Origin of the sequence: Pedobacter fastidiosus (assembly GCF_014306625.1) — a bacterium.
In the GTDB taxonomy this organism is placed as follows: Bacteria; Bacteroidota; Bacteroidia; order Sphingobacteriales; family Sphingobacteriaceae; genus Pedobacter; species Pedobacter fastidiosus.
In genome coordinates this window covers 231346-249600 of the sequence record NZ_JACRYL010000004.1, presented here as the reverse complement: position 1 = coordinate 249600, position 18255 = coordinate 231346, and the positions used below count along the sequence as shown (strand labels likewise).

At 35.6% G+C, this 18255-nt stretch carries 10 protein-coding genes; 3 read left to right on the top strand and 7 right to left on the bottom strand.

Annotated features, from left to right (window positions below; genetic code table 11):
* Positions 1-112: 112 nt before the first annotated feature.
* The 4 genes from H7U22_RS06205 to H7U22_RS06190 form a co-directional block, all read right to left on the bottom strand.
* The gene (locus H7U22_RS06205) at positions 113-2503 is read right to left on the bottom strand and encodes an ABC transporter permease (RefSeq protein WP_187070479.1); all 2391 of its coding nucleotides are present in this window, start codon (positions 2501-2503) and stop codon (positions 113-115) included.
* A gap of 140 nt (positions 2504-2643) precedes the next feature.
* Entirely contained in the window at positions 2644-5013 is a 2370-nt protein-coding gene (locus tag H7U22_RS06200) for an ABC transporter permease (protein ID WP_187070478.1), read from the bottom strand.
* Positions 5014-5290: 277 nt separating this feature from the next.
* The gene (locus H7U22_RS06195) at positions 5291-5989 is read right to left on the bottom strand and encodes an ABC transporter ATP-binding protein (protein WP_187070477.1); all 699 of its coding nucleotides are present in this window, start codon (positions 5987-5989) and stop codon (positions 5291-5293) included.
* 147 nt (positions 5990-6136) lie between these two features.
* The gene (locus H7U22_RS06190) at positions 6137-7381 is read right to left on the bottom strand and encodes an efflux RND transporter periplasmic adaptor subunit (protein ID WP_187070476.1); all 1245 of its coding nucleotides are present in this window, start codon (positions 7379-7381) and stop codon (positions 6137-6139) included.
* A 581-nt stretch (positions 7382-7962) separates the two neighbouring features.
* On the opposite strand from H7U22_RS06190, the gene H7U22_RS06185 reads away from it, so the two are divergent.
* The 3 genes from H7U22_RS06185 to H7U22_RS06175 all read left to right on the top strand — a co-directional run bounded on the left by H7U22_RS06185 (position 7963) and on the right by H7U22_RS06175 (position 13156).
* On the top strand, positions 7963-9333 hold the full coding sequence (locus H7U22_RS06185) for a sigma-54-dependent transcriptional regulator (RefSeq protein WP_187070475.1): 1371 nt from the start codon (positions 7963-7965) through the stop codon (positions 9331-9333).
* Between the two features lie 91 nt (positions 9334-9424).
* Positions 9425-10783, top strand: coding sequence for a sensor histidine kinase (locus H7U22_RS06180; protein WP_187070474.1), 1359 nt, complete (start codon positions 9425-9427; stop codon positions 10781-10783).
* Positions 10784-10966: 183 nt separating this feature from the next.
* Positions 10967-13156, top strand: a complete 2190-nt coding sequence (locus H7U22_RS06175) for a bifunctional alpha,alpha-trehalose-phosphate synthase (UDP-forming)/trehalose-phosphatase (RefSeq protein WP_187070473.1) — start codon at positions 10967-10969, stop codon at positions 13154-13156.
* Positions 13157-13310: 154 nt separating this feature from the next.
* On the opposite strand, the gene H7U22_RS06170 is transcribed toward H7U22_RS06175, so the two are convergent.
* The 3 genes from H7U22_RS06170 to H7U22_RS06160 all read right to left on the bottom strand — a co-directional run bounded on the left by H7U22_RS06170 (position 13311) and on the right by H7U22_RS06160 (position 18147).
* A complete protein-coding gene (locus H7U22_RS06170; RefSeq protein ID WP_187070472.1) occupies positions 13311-15095 on the bottom strand; it encodes a glycoside hydrolase family 15 protein in 1785 nt (594 codons plus the stop codon).
* 360 nt (positions 15096-15455) lie between these two features.
* Positions 15456-16724, bottom strand: coding sequence for a glucose-1-phosphate adenylyltransferase (locus H7U22_RS06165; RefSeq protein ID WP_187070471.1), 1269 nt, complete (start codon positions 16722-16724; stop codon positions 15456-15458).
* A 10-nt stretch (positions 16725-16734) separates the two neighbouring features.
* Positions 16735-18147 carry a glycogen synthase gene (locus H7U22_RS06160; protein ID WP_187070470.1) on the bottom strand — a complete coding sequence of 471 codons (1413 nt, stop codon included), beginning with the start codon at positions 18145-18147 and terminating at the stop codon, positions 16735-16737.
* Between the last annotated feature and the right edge of the window lie 108 nt (positions 18148-18255).

The following is an 18255-nucleotide window of genomic DNA, read 5'->3' as shown; positions in this document are numbered from 1 at the left end:
CCCCCGCCCTCTCCTTGAAGAGAGGGAGCTGGAATTGCTATTATGTTATTACGTGTATTTATTAAAGACTCAAGCAAATCGCTTTAGTCTTGGGTCTTTAAGCTTTTGGCTTTTATTCATATTTCAAAGCATCAACAGGATTCGCTTTTACTGCTTTTTTAGCCTGAATGCTAACTGTTATTACTGTTAATAAAATGGTGATTAAAGCACTGCTCATAAAAGGCAAAACTGGCAAATCGATTCTGTACGCAAAGGTTTCTAACCATTTTTTAGTGAGGATATAAGCTACTGGCCACGAAATAACATTAGCCAAAAGAACCATCACCAAAAACGAACGATTGATTAATTTGAAAATTTGTATATCGCTCGCACCTAAAATTTTACGCACTGCAATTTCTTTGATTCGACCATTGGTGATGTATTTTGCAAAAGCAAATAAGCCTAAAATGGCAATGAAAATAGTTAGTAAAGCCGCGGCAAAAAATACCGACTGTAGTTGTTCTTGCTTTTTGAACAGTTTGCCATAAAGTTCATCTAAAAACTCATACCTAAAATCTTGGCCATCCTTTGGATTAATCTGTGGCCATTGTGCTTTCAAAGTAGCTAAAGCATCGGCCATTTTGTTTTCCTCAATCTTCAGCATAATTTGAGTTTTGTAATTCCCACAAGGGTTTTTAATTGTATAAATGGTTGGTTGAACTGCACTTTCAAAGCCTTGTGCTTTAAAATCTTTAATTACTCCGACAATTTTATAATCGATATTACAACCCTTGATTGTCTTGCCGACAGGATTTTTCATGCCATATTTTGCAACAGCACTTTCATTTATTACAGCTGAATTTGCGGTATCAGTGCTGAATGATTGTGAGAAAAAACGACCTTGTTTTAATTTAATATCAAGCGTTTCGAAGTAATCAAAATCTACATCTACAAAATCAAGGCTTGATTGTACACCTTCAAATGTGTAACCATTTGTTCCATTTTCGGCACCATCAGGAACATCAGTGGCTACAGTTGCCGATTTTATTCCTGGAATTTTTAAAATCTTATCTCTAACCGACTCAAAATTAAGCGATCCAAATTTTACTGGATTGTTAAAGAGTGTTTGGTTTTTTATATAAACGACCTGATTGGCTGTAAATCCTAAATCCTCACTGCGCATATATTTGAGCTGGGAGTTGATAATGAATAAGCCAATAATAAAAATTACAGCAATGCTAAATTGAAACACTAACAAGCTATTTCGCAGCCAGTAACTCTGTTTACTGGTAGAGAAATTACCCTTTAAAACTAAGGCAGGCTTAAAACCTGATAAAACAATGGCTGGATAAATACCTGCGATAAGTGTTATCAAACATAGAATTAATGGCAATTGCCAAATTAAATCATTATCGATATGCCAAACAGATAAGTTAATTTGGAACAGGTTATTAAAGTATGGTAATACCAGCTCTGCTACGATTAAGGCAAGAACTGTAGCGAAAAGGCATTGAATAAAAATTTCGGCAAGAAATTGTGTCGTAAGTTGGAAACGATAGGCACCCATCACCTTTTTAATACCAACTTCTTTAGCTCGCTTAGTTGCCTGAGCAATACTTAAGTTGGTAAAATTAATACAGGCTATAACCAAAATTAAAATTCCAAGTACCGATAAGGCTATTAATATTTTATAAGGCGCATCATTGCCCGCTTTAGGCTTTAAATGTTGATTGGAGAGTGGGTCTAAAAACGTAGATATACTTTTGATTTCTTCGATTGTCTTTTGATCTGTTTCGCCTTTTAATAATTCATTTCTGTATAATTTCGTGATTTTTTGCTCTAGATTTGCAACATCAGTGCCGGGTTTTACTTGAATATAAGTGGTGTAATTATTCATTCCATAATTTTCACCCTGTCCTATTTCATTACCGATTGAGATCCCATCGAAAGTGATGTTAGAATGCAAATTATTAATTATTGAGCCATTAATTTTGCTCGTAATTCCCGAGTTACTCGAGCCCATACCCACCATTTCCGGTTTGTTATCTGTTTTATTTGGGTAGAGGACTTTCATGCTTTCTTCACTCAGGTAAGAAAGTCTATCAACTTCGCCAGCGGGTTTTTCTAAACCACCGGTAGGTTTCAAATCAAGAATTTTAGCTGCATTGTAATCAGCCTGCATAAAGTTTTTAGCAAATAAGGTATTCTTGCCATTCTTCATTGTAAACTCAAAAAAGCCTCGTTTTGTAATTCCTGCATTTTCTACCTCAGGGAAATTCTGCTTTATTGCTTTTGCAAAAGGCGGAGACGTATAATTCGTTTTAAAATCGGGATAAATCCTACCTACAACATAAATATTATTGTAATTAGGGTTTGTCTTGTCGAAACTGGTTTCATAAGTGAAATACATCACCACCAAAATAAAAGCAGCCAAAGCAATAGCCAAACCACCTACATTAATCGATGTGATTATTCTATTTCTCCATAGGTTTCGCAAAGCGATTTTTAAGTTTAATTTGAACATATAGCCCCTCCTAAATCCTCCCCAGTAGGGAGGACTTTTAGTTTGTGGTTAAAAAAATTCATTTCTGCTAACATTATTATTCGGTTCAAAAGGTATAAAAATTTGCAGCTCCTCCCCTCTGGGGAGGCTGGGTGGGGCTATTATTCATATTTCAAAGCATCAACTGGGTTTGCCTTCGCTACTTTTACTGATTGGATACTAACTGTTAAAACAGCAATTAAAATCGATATGCCACCAGCTAAGGCAAAAGGTAAAAACGATATAGAAACTCGGTATTCGTAAGCAGAAAGCCACTTATCTATAATGATATAAGCTAATGGAAACGCAATTATATTTGCAATGGCCACCAGTTTTATGAAATCTTTATTTAAAAGTGTAAGAATATTACCTGTGCTAGCGCCTAAAACTTTGCGGATGCTGATTTCTTTTTTACGTTGCTCGGCCATAAAAAGTGCTAAGCCTAATAATCCCAAACAAGAAATAAAAATTGCAAAGCCACCGAACCAATTAGAGAGTGTTCCTAAAAGTTTTTCATTTTGGAATTTTAGTTCGAAAGATTCATTAACAAATTTGCGGTTAACGGGATAATTAGGTTCCATTTGTTTAACCAATTCATCAATTTTTTCAAGTGATGTACTAATATTTTCATCAGGGCTTAAACGGGCGATGATGACGTTAGTATTATCAGTACGATTTAAATAAAAAATCATAGGTGCAACTTTTTGATAGGCACTTTCTACTACAAAATCTTTCACCACACCAACGTTAGTTAATTTGCTACCCCAAAAGTCAATTACGGCACCAAGTGGATTTTTTAAACCCATCATTTTTACCGCAGCTTCGTTGAGCATTACACCGCTCGTATCATTTGGAAACTTTGAAGAAAATTCTCTTCCACTCACTAGTCCTGTACCAACAGTTTCGGTAAAATCATATCCTATACCCCTATGGTTAAATGAAATTAACTCATTTGGATTTTTACCCTCCCAGGATACACCAGTTGTATTATTACCACCCTCCGTAAAATCCGAACTAAAAGTAGTTACATTAACTGTAGCTCCCGACTTGAGCAACTGTGATTTAAGTAATTCAACTTTACCTGCATCACGCATTTTACCTTGCACATCAATTTGAACTAAATTAGATTGATTGTAGCCAATCGGCTTATTCTTGATGTAATTTAATTGCTGATAAATAACTACAGTACAAATGATTAGACAGGCGGCAAAAACGAATTGACCTATAACTAGAACTCTTCTTACAGAAACTGATGAATCTGTTTTTACGCTGAAGCCTTTAAGTACTTTGATGGGTTCGAAAGAAGATAAATATAATGCAGGATAACTTCCGGCAATAAATCCTGTAAAAATCATCAACCCAAATAATACCAGCCAAAACATGCCATTTTCGTAATCGATGGTTTGCTTAATATCTAATAGTCCGTTAAAATATGGTAAGCTAACTTCAACCAAAATAAAAGCGAAAACAGTCGAAATAAATGTGATAAGCAACGATTCTAAAAAAAACTGGCTGATTAAAGATTTACGTGTTGAGCCAATTGCCTTACGAACACCAACCTCCTTTGCCCTACGCTCAGATCTGGCGGTAGACAGATTCATAAAGTTTACACAAGCGATTAGTAATATGCAAAAAGCTAACAATAAAAATATTTTTAGCTGGTCTATTTTGCCACCAATGGATTTTCCGTTTTCAAAATCGCCGTATAAATGCCACTTGGTTAAAGGATGAAGCAAAGCATCGGCAGTAATCTCTTTGTTGTGTTTTTTGTAAATATCTTTAATATCTGCGTTTGCTTTAGAAAAGGCATCGTTGTTCTTTAATTGAACAAGGGTAAGGCACATATTATTCCCCCAATTAGGTTCTTTTGCCCAGGTTTCTCTTTTTAGAAATAATTGCCAAGGCATTATGCATTCAAAAATTATACTGCTGTTCGCAGGAGCATCCTCTATTACGGCTTCAACTTTTAAAACATCCTGATTTTCCAGCTTAACTGTTTTGTTAATTGGATCTTCATTTCCAAATAATTTTGCGGCAAAAGATTTAGTAAGAATAATGGTATTTACATCTGTTAAAGTTTTTTCAGCATTTCCCTTAATAAATTTATAATCTAATATTTTGAGAAAATTTTGGTCTGCATAAATAACTTTACTACTTATTTTTTTCTCTCCATCGGAAACTAAATTCGGCCTTGGATATGTTGAATGCGAAGCATATTTAACACTAGGAAATTTTTGTTGTAGCTCCTCGGCCATTACGTTAGGTGTCCAACCCCAGCTAAAGGTTTTACCGTTGGCAACTACGCTTTGGTAAACCACATAGGTTTTATCATTGTTTTTAAACTGCTTATCGTAACTCCATTCATACGCAACATACAAAAGCAAAATCATACAACTGGCTAAACCAATGGCTAAACCCCCGATATTTATCAAAGAGAATCCTTTATTTTTCCAAAGGTTTCTCAAAGCGATTTTTAAGTTTAATTTGAACATATTATAGTATCAAGTAGTAGGTAACCTCACCCCCGGCCCTCTCCTTGAATAGAGGTAGCTGGAAGTGCAATTTATTTCTGCGGTGTGCCATATTTAAGGCCTGACCAGCCGCTTTAGTCTTTGGTCTCTCAGCTTTAGTCTCTAATCGCCATTCCCGAATCTTCCCATCCAGGAAGATGTCGGCAGGCTTATCATTAACTAAACTAAAATTTTCAATTACACTGTTTTTATTTATGCGTTTGAAGCTCCTCCTTTTTGGGGAGGCTGTGCTAGGCATCTAAATCAATTCCTCGTTTCTGCTTTTATTTATTTTTTCAGAAATCACATGACCATCTTTCAAATTGATTATTCTGTTCGAAAAACTTGCGTCATGACTTGAGTGTGTTACCATCACAATGGTGGTTCCTGTCTCGTTCAGTTCGCAAAGCAATTCCATTACTTCATTACCATGCGAGCTATCCAAGTTTCCAGTAGGCTCATCAGCTAAAACCAATTTCGGTTTTGTAACCAAGGCTCTTGCTACCGCAACCCGCTGTTGTTGACCACCAGAAAGTTGTTGAGGAAAATGACCACTTCTGTTTACGATATTCATTCTTTCAATAATTTCGTTTACTAAAGTCTTACGTTCGCCTGCCGGGATTTTGTTGTAAATCAATGGCAACTCGATGTTTTCGAAAACGGTTAACTCATCAATTAAGTTGAAGTTTTGGAAAACAAAGCCCATATTTCTTTTGCGGAAATTAGAACGTTCTCGATCATTTAAGGTCAAAAGTTCGGTATCAATAAACTTATAGCTTCCGCTTTCCGGTTTATCCAATAAACCCATTACGTTTAGCAAAGTAGATTTGCCACAGCCTGATGGCCCCATGATGGAAACAAACTCTCCCGCTTTTACATGAAGATTAATTCCGTTTAAAGCAGTCGTTTCTACTTCTTCAGTTTTGTAAACTTTTTCTAGATTTTCTATTCTAATCATAGCTCTTTAGTATTGGCCCCACGCAACCCTTCCCAGCAGGAGGGCTTTTGGAATGTGATTATTAAATTTCTTTGTGCTAATATTCTAGCTTGTTCGTATTATTTCTACCTTGCTTTCCTCCCCTCTGGGGAGGTCGGGTGGGGCCTATTATTTACTAATTTCTACTTGGTCGTACTGGTTAAATTGATCATAAGATGAGGTGATTACTTCGTCGCCTTTTTGCAATCCATCTAATATTTCGTAGTACAAGTAATTTTTTCTTCCAATTTTAACGTTTTTCTTCGTTGCCTTACCATTCTGTACCACAAATACCCACGAACCGCCTGTACTTTGGAAAAACTGGCCTTGAGCAAGTAATAAAGATTTACTGTTATCAGATAAGGTAAGTTTTGTTTGTAATGATAATCCGCGACGCAAACCTTCTGGCGCAGGTCCTTTAAAAACCATTTCTACCTGAAACTGACCTGCAGTAACCTCCGGAATAACTTTACTCACGGTTAAATTATAGGTTTTACCATTGAATTCGCAAGTTGAAGTTTGACCTTCTTTAACACGATTGATATAATACTCATCAACGCCAGCCTGCAGTTTATAACCTTGCAAAACATCTATTTTCCCAATCATTTCGTTCGAGTTATAGGATTTACCGATCACAGGATCATAAGAAGAAAGCTTGCCAGATACGGGCGCCTTGATGGTCATATTCTCAATATTTTTGCGAATCATTTCTAAACTTTCATTCATCTGTCCCATCGATTGGTCGATTTGAGAAAGTTGCATTTTACGACTTTGATTTTCTTGTTTAATTGCTTGGCGAACAATTTTCAATTTGCCTTGATAATATTCATAATCTTGGCTCGATTTATTAAATTCTTGTTGAGTAATTACTTTCTTCGAAAAGAGTGTGCTATCTAATCTATATTGACGACTTGCAGTTCTTAGGCTATTTTCAACATCTAAAACATCTTGATTTAAAACCCTTTGATTTTGCTCCAAATCTAATCTTGATTTACGCAATTGATTAATTTGCTCTGTAGCTGCTGTTTGGCTTGAAGTATAACTCAACATCGCATTTGAATTTGAAATTCTTAATAATGGCGTTCCTTTAACAACAGAGGCACCGTTTTCGGTAAAAATTTCCGCTACTGTTCCGCCTTCTGATGAACTTACAATTACAGAAGTTAATGGTACAACACTCGCGTTTAATAAAACAACATCTTCAAAATCACCATATTCAACTTTACTAATGGTTAATTTATCGGCATCGGCATTGTAAGTTTTCTTTAGTGATAAAGTGTAGCCATAAATTACAACTGCCACAAAGGCAATTGCCCCACCAATAATAATCAGGGTTTTAGTGCTAAATCTTTTTTTCTCTATTTTCTTGTCCATTGTTCGGTTGTACTGTTTGATTTCCTTATTAACCAAGCTTGTGCCAAAAGGAATTTACATCATAAATAACTGATTATCAGAATTATAAAATTTTTATTGATTTTTAACTGTTCATTTCCGAACAGTGAATGTGCGACATCGGACAGTTTGAGTATTTTTGAGTGGAGAAAGAACCTCACCCCTTCATCCCCTCTCCTTGAAGAGAGGGGGCGAAGAGCAGAAAATAGCAAAGCGGTTAAAATGTTGGGTTAGAAACACTTTACCATTATTTCATTCTGTTCAAGGAGAGGGATCGCACAAAAGAACAACTACCCATACCTTTAATAAAGTGAGGTTTTTTAAAGAATTTATGCCTGAAAATAGGTTAAAACCAAATTACAGCTAAATCCCTCTCTTCAAGGAGAGGGACAGTACAAAAAACAACTACCCCTATCTTTAATAGGATGAGGTTTTTATAGAGTTTATGCTTGAAATAGGTTAATACCACTTTACCGCTACTTCCCTCTCTTCAAGGAGAGGGACAGCACAAAAAAACAAACACCACCACCTTTAATAGGGAGAGGTTTTTTAAAAAACAACTTATGTTAGACGCCACAGTTTTAATCATCGACGATGATGATGATATTTTACTAAGTGCCCGCCTGTTTTTAAAACAACAGGTTAAGCAAGTGATTACCTGTAAATCGCCAAAAGAAATTAATGTTTTGCTGAGTAAAAATGAAGTAGACATCATTTTGCTTGATATGAACTATCAAAAAGGTGCGAGTGATGGTCGTGAAGGATTATATTGGTTGGAACATATTTTATCAATTGATAAGGATTATGTGGTAATTTTAATGACGGCCTTTGGAAATGTAGAACTTGCAGTTAAAGCGATAAAAAAGGGCGCTACAGATTTTATTCTAAAACCATGGGAAAACGAGAAGCTTTTTGCAACCATTTCCGCAGCATCAAAACTTCGCGAATCAACCAGAAAAGTAAAGAAGCTAGAGAAAATTCATTCCTCATTACAAAAAGATTTAACCAGAGGATTTGAAAATATTGTTGGCGAAGCAGATGTGATTAAACAGCTTCAAAACACGTTATTAAAAGTTGCTCCCACGGATGCAAACATTTTAATATTAGGAGAAAATGGAACTGGGAAACAGGTTTTCGCTCACGAAATCCATGGAAATTCGCAACGCAAAAACCAAGTTTTTATGCATGTAGATTTAGGGTCGTTAAATGAAAACCTTTTCGAGAGTGAACTTTTTGGTTATGCAAAAGGTGCATTTACCGATGCAAAGGAAGATAAACCTGGTCGTTTTGAATTGGCGGATGGTGGAACGATATTTTTAGATGAGATTGGAAACCTCACCTTGCCATTGCAAGCAAAGTTGTTAAGCGTTTTGCAAAACCGAACGGTAACCCGCTTGGGCGAGAGCAAAGAGCGTAAAGTAAATGTTAGATTGATTACCGCTACAAACATGCCCTTGAATGAAATGGTATCGAAAAATACTTTTAGACAGGATTTACTTTTCAGAATAAACACTGTAGAGCTTTTATTGCCTCCTTTACGTAAACGCGGAACCGACATTTTACTTTTAGCCAACCATTTCATGCAGGTTTTTAGTTCTAAATACCATAAAGAAATCCGAAGTTTAGGAATTAAAGCTCAAGAGGTTTTACTGAATTATAACTGGCCAGGAAACGTTCGAGAGCTGCAACATGTATTGGAACGTGCTGTAATTATGAGCGATGGAAATGAAATTACTGAAGACGATTTACAGTTAAGTCCGCAACGGTTTGCTCAAAACAATGCAATGCATGAGGAAATGGCATTGGGCGATATGGAAAAAATGATGGTACAAAAAGCCATCGATAAACACAAAGGAAATATATCAAAAGCAGCAGCAGATTTAGGTTTAACAAGAGCAGCTTTATATAGAAGAATTGAAAAATTTGGGATCTGAGCTCAAAGCGAATAACTTAAAGACTAAACTTGTATTTCATCTTGGTCTTTCAGCTTTGGTCTTTTACCTTTAGTCTTTTAGCTTTAAAAAAATGTTTTACAAACGCTTTACCTTTCGATTGATTATTAAGCTCTTGGTTATAAACCTACTGGCCTATCTCCTATTTTATTTAATAAGCAACACTCAGCTTTGGTTTACAATAATTGGAGTAGGCTTAATATTATTAGGGTCTATCGTTTCGCTTTACTACTATATTAACGAAATCCGATCGGATATAAAGCGTTTTATTTTAGCTGTAAAAACTAGGGATCATACATTAAATTTTAAAAACAAAGCGACTAGAGGAAGCTTCCCAGAACTATATGAATCTTTTGGCGATATTTTGCAAGTTCATAAGCAAATCAGGCTAGAACAGGAAGCGATTTTTCAACTTATCAAAACTATTCTAGAGCAGGTTCCTGTTGGTGTAATTGTTATTAATCGCTCTCAAAGTGAGGGTGAAAACGAAGAAATTGCTTTTTTTAATCAAGCCGCATCTTCTCTTTTGGGTGTTCCAGCTTATAAATACTGGCATAGATTAAAACAACATTTACCAAGTTTTACCAACGAGGTTGAACAAATTTCATCTGGAGGAAAACGGTTTTTAGAACTTAAAATACAGGAGAAACTCATCCAGCTTTCTACCGAAGTTATTCCTTTAAACCTTTATGGAAAAAACTATACCATTATCAGTTTTCAAAACATTAAGGATGAAATTGAACAAAAGGAAACCGAAGCTTGGAACAGATTAATTGGCGTAATTTCTCATGAAATATTAAACTCTATTACGCCAATCAGTTCCTTATCCGACACGATAAATAGTATGGTTACAGATAAAGAAAATCTTGATCTCGAAGAAATGGAGGATTTAAAAACCGCTCTTCAAACGATTAAAAGAAGGTCTTCAGGTTTATTGGACTTCGTAAAGGATTACCGATTAATCGCAGAGCTTCCCACCCCAAATTTAGAATCGCATACTATTGGAGAAATTTTAAAGCACATTAAAGTTTTAATGCAACCTTTTGCCAAAGTTAAAAATGTGGTTTTGGAGGTAGAACAAACCTCCTCTAAAATTACAGTTCAATTGGATTTAAAACTGATTGAACAAGTGCTTATTAACCTAATAACAAATAGTATTTATTCGGTTGAGGAAAATGAGAACCCACACATTTCTGTGAGCTATCGTTTAGAAAACACTAAATTGTACATAGATGTAACTGATAACGGAAAAGGTATAGAATCAGCAGATATAGAGAAAATTTTCGTCCCGTTCTACACCACTCGCAAAAATGGATCAGGAATTGGATTAACAATCAGTCGCAATATTATGAAAATGCACAAAGGCAGTATCGAAGTAGTTTCTACTCCTAATGAGCAAACTACATTTTCTTTGCTGTTTAATTACGTGTAGATTTTTCGACCTCAGATTTTACAGATAAACGCATATTAAAATTAATTTTTCCTTATCTGTGTTCATCCTTTTCATCTATGGTTAATGTCTTTCCTTTAAATCATTTGAATGTTTTTTAAACCTTAATTTCAAACAAAAACAGAATTACACGCTTTTATTTATGTGGATACATCAAATACAAGCATGAAGACAGTTATAATATCGAATCGACTTCCCGTTAAAATAATCGAAGAAAACAGCGAATATACCTTTATTCCAAGTGAGGGCGGACTTGCAACGGGATTGGGAGATGTTTACAAATCTGGAAACTCAATTTGGATAGGCTGGCCGGGAATAGAAGTTCCTGAAGAACGCCAAGAAGAAGTGATACAAAAATTAGCAGAACTTAACCTCTATCCAGTTTTTTTAACACAGGAAGAAATCAATTTATATTACGAGGGGTTTTCAAACGAAGTTTTATGGCCGGTATTTCATTACCTGGTTACTTATGCGCATTACGAACAGAGCTATTGGGATTGTTATAAATCGGTTAACGAGAAGTTTGCCAAGAGTGCAATGCAAGTGTTAAATCGCCGAGATAAAATATGGATTCAAGATTATCAATTACTCCTTCTCCCAGGTATTTTGAGAGAAAAATTAACAACAGCAACCATTGGATTTTTCCAGCACATCCCGTTTCCATCTTACGAAATTTTCAGACTGATTCCCTGGCGTGAAGAAATATTGAATGGACTTATCGGAGCAGATTTAATTGGCTTCCATACCTTTGATGATGTTCGACATTTTATCAGTACCGCTACTCGTTTATTGCCTGTAAATTCATCCTCAAATGTTTTAAGCAGCAACGAAAGACAAATTGTAGTAGAGGCTTTCCCAATGGGAATTGATTTTGAAAAATTCTCCAACTTAACCTCGACTGATGAAGTTAAAAAGGAAATCGATTACTTTAGGCATGGCAAAGAAGAGGTGAAAATTATTCTTTCTATAGATCGATTGGATTACAGCAAGGGAATTTTGGAACGTTTAAAAGCATTAGAACTGCTTCTACAAATCCATCCAGAATATATTGGCAAAATAGAACTGTTCATGATTGTGGTTCCCTCACGAGATACCGTTCAACAATACAGCGATTTAAGAGATCAAATAGACCAATTTGTAGGAAATTTAAATGCTAGATACCGATCTATGGATTGGATTCCAGTAAATTACTTCTATCGTTCTTTTCCAATTGAGGTTTTATCTGCACTCTATTCATCTGCTGATATTTGCCTTGTTACGCCCATGCGAGATGGTATGAATTTGGTAAGCAAGGAATATATTGCCAGTAGAAATAATGAAGATGGTGTACTCATCCTGAGCGAAATGGCAGGTGCATCGAAAGAATTAACTGATGCATTATTGGTAAACCCTAATAACCTTGGTGATATTATGGATGCTATAGTTGTGGCTTTAAAAATGCCAATGGAAGAACAAAACCGTCGCATGGTTGCCATGCGAGCGATTGTAGAAAAATTCAATGTAAAGCATTGGGTAAATAATTTTATTTTAAGATTAAACGAAGTGAAAGATTCTCAAAAATCATTATTAACAAAACATGCAGTAAATTCTGTTAACGAAATTATTGCCACAAAACACGCACAGACAAAGGATAGAGTGCTCTTTTTAGATTATGACGGAACACTTGTAGATTTTACAGGAAATATAGATGACGCATCTCCAGATGAAGAATTGTACGACCTTATCGAAAACCTAACGATTGATAAAGCCAATAAAGTTGTAATTATTAGCGGTAGAAGACATGAAACACTAGAAACTTGGTTTGGGCATTTAAAAGTAGATTTAATTGCGGAACATGGCGCCTGGCAAAAATCGCAGGGCGAAAAATGGAACAGCCTTCCCCTACTTACCGATCAGTGGAAACAGGAAATAAAATCACAATTAGAAACTTATACAGATAGAACTCCGGGTTCTTTTATCGAAGAAAAAAGTTATTCTTTGGTTTGGCACTACCGCAAAGCTGAGGAAGGTTTGGGAGATTTAAGAGCCAATGAAATAGTTAGTCACATGAAGATTTTGGCTGCAGATAAAGGTTTACAGTTAATGCCTGGTAATAAAGTGATCGAGTTTAAAAACATGGAGGTTAATAAAGGAAAAGCTGCCTTGAATTGGCTTTATAATAAAAATCCCGATTTCATTTTAGCACTTGGTGATGACCATACTGATGAAGATATTTTTAAGGCACTGCCAGATAATGCTTTCACGATTAAAGTTGGAAATAATATTTCTGAAGCCAAGTATTATTTGAATGATTTTAAAGAAGTAAGAAAGTTGCTTTGGAGTTTGGTTAAGGAAGAATTTATTGACCGAATTTAGGTAATTGTTCTTTTGAGCTTGCCGATTTTTTTAATTGGCATTTCGAAAAACTCAATCTGAATATTTTTAAAAAAAATCCCGCAGATCTAGGAGATTTTCGCTGATGTATTCTGCGTTTATCTCCCTAATCTGCGGGAAAAAATTATTCCAAATATTATAAAAATATTGGTCTATCTAATTTAATAGCAATGCGATAAGCCGCGTTCATTAAACCAACATGGCTATATGCCTGCGGGAAATTCCCCCACTGACTTCCAGTTTTTGCATCAACATCTTCGCTAAAAAGTAATAAGTGATTGCAGTATTTTATTATATTTTCAAATTCCTTAATGGCTTCATCCATTCTGCCCACACAAGCCAAAGCTTCAACATACCAGAATGCACAAATTAAGAATGTGGTTTTAGGTTTTCCAAAATCATCCTCATGAATGTACCTATAGAATAATCCATCTTCTGTTTTCAATTCTCTTTCTAAGGCAATTAAATGATCTTTCGCACGATCTGAAGCAGGATCTAAATAATTCATCATAATTAATTGTAAAGTACTTGCATCTAAATGCTTACTTCCAACGGCATTTGTATAAACCTTTCTTTCGGGATCGTAACAAGCTTCGATATGTGAAGCAGCTTTATCGATCAAAATCTGAGCCCGTTTTTCAAAATCTAGATTTCCAATAGTTTTTGCCATTTTTAAAGCCGCATTTGCTCCAGCCCATTGAAACAAATTGCTGTAACAATGTACGTTTGCTATATTTCTAAATTCCCAAATCCCGGCATCTTTTTCATCAATTGTTCTTTCGATTTTAGATAACACGCCCTCAATCCATTTTACTGAATCGCTTCTTTCTGAAAATACAAAACGATGGTCGGTATATAAAGGCAACATAGAAATTAAAACCTGACCATAAATATCGTTCTGAATATGCTCATAAGCTTGGTTACCAATTCGAATTGGCTTTTCACCTTCGTAACCATCTAAGTGCTCTAAAATATTTTCTGTTATTTTTCTTTCTCCGGTTATACTATAAAGTGGCTGATAACGATCATCTTCAGCGTGAGAAATATCAGATAAGTAACTGAAATACTTTTCCATTTCTTCAAAATGTCCGATGTGATTGAGCGAGGTTAAAACATAATAAGAATCGCGAAGCCAACAATAGCGATAATCCCAGTTTCGCGTGCTTCCAGGGAATTCTGGCAAACTGGTAGTACTTGCTGCTATAATTGCTCCCGTATCTTCGTACTGATGAATTTTTAAAACCAATGCCGAACGGATTACAAAAGGTTGGTAAAACCCAGCGATTGAACTATGTTTAATCCACAAGCGCCAATAAGCTATTGTTTCTCTCAAAAACCGCTCTGCTGTACTTACAACAGGTGCTTCAAGATTATGTCCGTAAGTTAAAATTAAATACTTAGCCTCATTAAGCACAAATGCCTTTTCGTCGACTATGTAATTTAAAGATACATTTGTGCTTAATCTGGTATTTTCATCGCAACCCAAATAATCGATATGGTTGCTGCCAATACTGGCTTTCATTTTTCCTTGTCCATAATCACAAACAGGATCACATTTTACGGTAATTCTTGGACTCCCTTCTAATGGCTCAATTTTCCTGATTAACATTAAAGGCTTAAAATATCGCTCGTAAAGGTGAAATCTAGGTGCAAAATCTGTTATTCGATATTTCCCATCTTCGGCTGTAATTTCCGTTCTTAAAACATTTGTATTTTCTATATAATATTGATTAGAAGTAAACTCTCCTTGAGGTAGAATAGAAAATTCTCCTCCTTTCTTCTTATCTAACAAACTTCCAAAAATAAAAGGACTATCAAATCGTGGCCAGCAAAGCCAAGATATATCTGTGTTTTTATTTACGTGTGCAATAAAAGCACAGTTCCCTATAATTCCGGTTTGATAAAGGTGTTGATCTGCCATAAGCAATTTATATGTTTATTAACTAACAAGTCGATGCAGAAAATGTTGGAGTTATTTTGGGTTTTTGAGCATCTATCTTGTTTTTGATGCATCATGTTTGAAACGCTTCTTTGTTTTTTAAGCCTGATTGTCGCATGCGGATTCCCTTAGAAAAATGAAAAGCCCAAAGCGCAGCGAGGACTTGGAATTAAAAGTTCAAAAGAAATGCCTTTTGCACAGAACTGCAGATCCCAAAGAATACCGAACGCCCGCTTTCAAAAAAACCTCAGCCAACTGAAAGCTAGGATTTGGCAAATTGTTGCAATAAAAAAACCAGTTTAGAAAAATCTAAACTGGCTCTAGTTAATGATAATGATTATCTTAAATTACAGTTCCACTTGGCAAAACTGCTCCTTTTTTTATTACTACGATGCCATCTTTTACAGCATAAAGTTCAAAATCGCCATCTTCTAAATGTGGACCTCCATTAATTTTTACATCGTTACCGATACTGCAATTTTTATCAATAATGGCGTTATTGATGTAACAACGATCGCCGATTCCAATTAACGAATGACCAGCATCAGTTTCAGATCGTATTTCTTCCAAAGTTTGATAACGATCGCTTCCCATTATGTAAGCATTGGTAATTACGGTGTGCTTACCTATTCTAGATCTGATCCCTAAAACAGCATGTTCCACTCTACTGGCTTGGATAATACAGCCCTCGGCTATAATCGTTTTCTCTAAAGTAGTGCCCGAAATTTTAGATGGAGGAAGCATCCTTGCTCTAGTAAAAATAGTATGATTACTATCGAACATATTGAATTTTGGCAATTCATCGGTTAAGCCCAAATTGGCTTCAAAGAACGAAGATATGTTACCAATATCCGTCCAGTAACCTTCGTATTGATAGCTTAAAACTCTACTTTGCTCAATTGCTCTAGGTAAAATTTCTTTACCAAAATCCTTTTCTTCTTCATTTTCATTCAGAATATTGATTAAGTATTGGCGATTGAAAACATAAATACCCATAGAAGCCAAGAAGTTACGTCCTTCACTTTGCATTTCTTCGCCTGTATCCGAAATCCATTCATCTAATCCTGTTTTTGGTTTTTCGATAAATGAAGTAATCATATTTTCTTCATCTGCTTTTAAAATACCAAAATCAGTTGCATCCTTTGCCGTTACCGGAATGGTTGCAATGGTAATTTCTGCATTGGCTTCGATATGTTTTTCAATCATATCTTTAAAATCCATTTGATACAATTGATCTCCAGAGAGAATTAAAATATAATCGAATTCATGCGAAACAATGTGGTGCATACATTGCCTAACTGCATCAGCAGTTCCTTGGAACCAACCCGAGTTTTGTACAGTTTGCTCAGCCGCCAAAATATCAACAAAAGCCGTACTAAAATGGCTAAAGTGATAGGTGTTTTTAATGTGTTTATTTAGGGATGCTGAATTGAACTGTGTTAACACAAACATCCTATGTATGCCAGAATTTAGGCAATTAGAAATTGGGATGTCTACAAGGCGATATTTACCAGCAATTGGTACTGCAGGTTTAGATCGTGTTTGTGTTAATGGCGATAATCTAGAGCCTTGGCCACCGCCGAGGATAACGCCTAAAACTTTGTCAGTCATACGTTTAAGCTTATTTTAATATTTGGTATAATTCTGTATAATTTAGCGCTGCCCTGTCCCAAGAATGATCTATTTTCATCATTGTTTTTCGCACCGCTTTAAATTTCTTTTTGTCGTTATATAATTCTATTGATCTGTTTATGGCGTGGGTAACATCCCAAATACTGGTTTGATCATGACAAATTCCAAAGCCTCCATCGCCAATATCTACAACTGTATCTTTCAAACCACCAACTCTACGCACAATAGGAACTGTTCCATATCTTAATGCATAAAGCTGATTCAAACCACAAGGTTCCACCCTTGATGGCATTAAGAGAAAATCTGCACCAGCATACATCTCATGCGAAACTTGCTCGTTATAACCAATGTATGCGTTGTATTTTCCACCGAAAATATCTTTAAGCTGATTCAATCTTCCTTCAACCCAATTGTCGCCAGAGCCTAAAACCAACACATTGATATTATCGCCGTGTTGCTGTAGCGCAGTGTAGAAAATATCAGGCAGTAAATCCGCTCCTTTTTCATCTACCAATCTACCAATAAAAGTAAATAATGGCTTAGATGGATCTAATTGAAAAACATTGCAAAGCGCCGTTTTGTTTGCTAATTTACCTGCTTCAACTGTTTTAATATTGTAACTTTTTCCAAGCATTGGGTCGGTTTCCGGATTCCAGACTTCGGTATCAATACCGTTCAAAATCCCAACACATTTATATCTCTCTTGCCGCAATAAACTTTCCAATCCACGAGCATTATTCATCATTTCTTCCAAGTAACTTGGCGAAACTGTGGTTACTCTCCAGGCACATTTAATTGCAGATGCTAATGGATTTATGTCTTTATCCCATTCTAGCAAACCAGATTTCCATAAATCGAAAGCGGGTAAGTAGTATAATTTATCCCATCCAAACTGCCCTTGGTATTGTGCATTATGAATGGTTAAAACCGTTGGAACGGTACTGATAGTTGCGTACTTTACTGAATTTGTAACCATGAAAGGAATCAAGCCAGTATGGTGATCATGACAATGAATTACATCCGGACGATGCTCCCATTGTACAATCCAGTCTAAAACAGCAATTTGAAAAGCAATAAATCTCTCGGTATCATCAGCGTAACCATAAACATTTGGTCTATCTGTTAAACCTTGAATATGAACGATATATAAATCAAAACCAAGCTTATTGGTTTTCTCTTTAAACACACGAAATTGGAAGTGATTATTGCCATAATTTGCCCAAGCATCGTAAGTTACCTCGAAATCATTTTCGCGGATAAATTTGGTATCGTATGCAGGAACAACCACTTTGGCAATGTGGCCTAACTTATTTTGATATTTCGGTAAAGCCCCTACCACGTCGGCCAAACCGCCAACTTTTGCAACAGGGTAACACTCGGCACTAACATGTATAATTTCCATCAAATATTTGGTGTAGATAACTTCGTTAAGTTAGTAATTGTTTTCTGATTTGGAAATATTAGAATATTAAATTTTGAAGAGTGGTTTTTCTCTTCGATTTAGAATTTT